Origin of the sequence: Sphingorhabdus sp. (assembly GCF_023910635.1) — a bacterium.
GTDB lineage: Bacteria > Pseudomonadota > Alphaproteobacteria > Sphingomonadales > Sphingomonadaceae > Sphingorhabdus_B.
This window is the reverse complement of the sequence record NZ_JAAVVZ010000064.1, coordinates 1-2,484: the sequence shown is the minus strand read 5'-3', so window position 1 is coordinate 2,484 and position 2,484 is coordinate 1. Positions and strand designations below refer to the sequence as shown.

Below are 2,484 nucleotides of genomic sequence, written 5' to 3'. Positions count from 1 at the left end.
ATCCTACTCCCGCAACCAACGCAAAAGCTTAGCGGCATAGCCGCTTAGCGTTGCGTTGCCCCGGACCCGATCCGGGGTCCATGCAGCCCAAACGCAATTTCCCGGAACGCAGGCTGCGTGTGGGCGCGAATTTCTAGCTAAAGCAGTAGGATGACTGCTCTAATCCCATTTGCGAGATCATCATATTGCGCTATAGCCGTAATGGAAATGGACTCGACCCCATCACAAAAGCTTGGCGATCAGCGAGAACTGCCTTCGGGCCGGATCATTTTGTTCGATGCCGAATGTGTACTTTGCTCTGCAAACGCGCATTTCATTCTCAAGCATGATCATAATAAAGTATTTTACCTTGCATCGATGCAGGGCAGAGTTGGTTCCGAACTATTTCGTCGCCACGGACTTGACCCGACCGATCCTACGTCAATCCTTGTGGTTGATGGCGCGCTGGTTCGCAAAGACAGCGATGCTGTGATTTCAATTTATGAAGGCTTAGGTATGCCTTGGAAGGTCGCTGCTATATTCCGCTTATTTCCGCCCTTTCTTCGGGATCCCGTTTATCGTCTCGTCGCGAGAAATCGGTATCGGATATTCGGTAAGCGTCAGACCTGCTGGGTTCCGCCAGCGCAATTTCGCGCGCGCATATTGTCATAAACGAGACAGAGGTGCCAACATGAAAATCCTAATCTTAGGCGGCTACGGTGCCTTTGGCGGGCGATTGGCCCCGCTTTTGCGTGATATTCCGCAAGCAACACTTTTCATATGCGGAAGGGACGAGGAAAAGGCCCGTATATTCTGCACCAATTTCAGAGGCATGGCGGCCGCACTGCCTGTCCGACTTGACAGACGGGACATTGCGAGCGCCCTTGCCCATATATTGCCGGACCTTGTGGTTGACGCGTCCGGACCGTTTCAGGATTATGGCACCTTAGGTTATCACGTCGTTGAAGCCTGCATCGCCGCGCGAGTTCACTATCTAGATTTTGCAGATGGTGCAGATTTCGTCTTCGGTATCTCGCAATTTGATGAAAGAGCAAAGGCCGCAGGCGTGTTTGTGTTGTCCGGCGTCAGCAGTTTTCCGGTGCTCACCGCCGCGGTTTTGCGAGAAATGGCCAAGACGATGGATATTGTGAAAGTTGAAGGCGGTATTGCACCGTCACCTTATGCTGGTATCGGCCTTAACGTCATGCGGGCGGTCATCGGCTATGCTGGTGCGCCAGTCACTTTGACCCGCCACGGCATGATCGGCAACGGTATCGGCTTGGCTGAAAGTATGCGCTATACCGTCGCTGTTCCAGGTCGACTCCCGCTGCGCAATATCCGTTTCTCGCTTGTCGATGTACCCGACCTTCAAGTGCTGCCGCCGGAACACCCCACGATGACCGACATTTGGATGGGGGCGGGCCCCGTGCCAGAGCTTCTGCATCGCATGTTGAACCTGCTGGCCAAGGTGCGGCATTATCTGCGTTTGCCATCGCTCGTCCCGTTGTCGCGCTTATTCTACGCCGTTCTCAATCTTATGAAATTTGGCGAGCATCGCGGTGGTATGTTTGTTCATGCAACGGGCACACGCAATGGACGGCAGATTGAAAGAAGCTGGCATTTATTGGCAGAGTCTGACGACGGCCCATTCATCCCTTCAATGGCGATTGAGGGAGTCATTCGTAAATCGCTGGAGGGGCAGCCTCCGGAGCCTGGTGCTCGGCCAGCCGTTCACGCATTGGAGTTGTCTGATTATGATCGCCTGTTTGCAGCACGCACGATCTACACAGGACTTCGCGAAGATAGGCCAGCCGAACCCATTTTTCGCCGCTTGCTCGGCTCAGCCTACGATAGACTGCCGGTTGAGGTCAGGGCTTTTCACGACGGTGCGGATGAGCACCAGTGGCTTGGGACCGCCAATATTCAGCGGGGACCAAGTCTGCTGGCCAATCTGATCGCTGCCGTGATGGGATTTCCAAAGGCTGCTGAAAAGGTTTCGGTCGCAGTGACCGTCAAACCCGATAGCAATGGCGAAAATTGGACACGCACATTCGGCAATAAAACTTTCAAATCTCGAATGCATTGCGGTAATGGCCGAAACAAGCATCTGCTGGTGGAGCAGTTCGGAATTGTTGAGGTCGCATTGGCGCTTGTTGTTGACGACGACAAACTGAATCTTGTTCCGCGCCGGTGGTCAGCATTTGGTATCCCACTGCCAAATTTGTTGCTGCCAAAAGGCATCAGTTTTGAAACGCAAAGAGAGGGTCGTTTCTCGTTCGACGTAATTATTGCGCTGCCCATAGTGGGCGATGTCGTGTCCTATCAGGGCTCACTTAGTCGGAATTGACGCCGCAATATGCTCCACAACCTAACCTGCGCCACCCCCGCCGACCACGCAGCCCTAGCCGACGTCATGTTCGACGCTGTCCCCCCCCCCCACCGCCCATGTCCCTCAAAGAAAAGCATTTGTTGACAAAGCGTAACATTTTACCGCATGTCTGGCGC

General features: G+C 53.9%; 2 protein-coding genes. Both read left to right on the top strand.

Annotated features, from left to right (window positions below; translation table 11 throughout):
* The first annotated feature begins 207 nt into the window (after positions 1–207).
* Positions 208–651: a thiol-disulfide oxidoreductase DCC family protein gene (locus tag HEQ34_RS14110; RefSeq protein ID WP_296201542.1), complete on the top strand. Its 444-nt coding sequence runs from the start codon at positions 208–210 to the stop codon at positions 649–651.
* A 19-nt stretch (positions 652–670) separates the two neighbouring features.
* Positions 671–2,326 (top strand): SDR family oxidoreductase, encoded by a 1,656-nt coding sequence (locus tag HEQ34_RS14105; protein WP_296201541.1) that lies wholly within the window; start codon positions 671–673, stop codon positions 2,324–2,326.
* Positions 2,327–2,484: the final 158 nt, after the last annotated feature.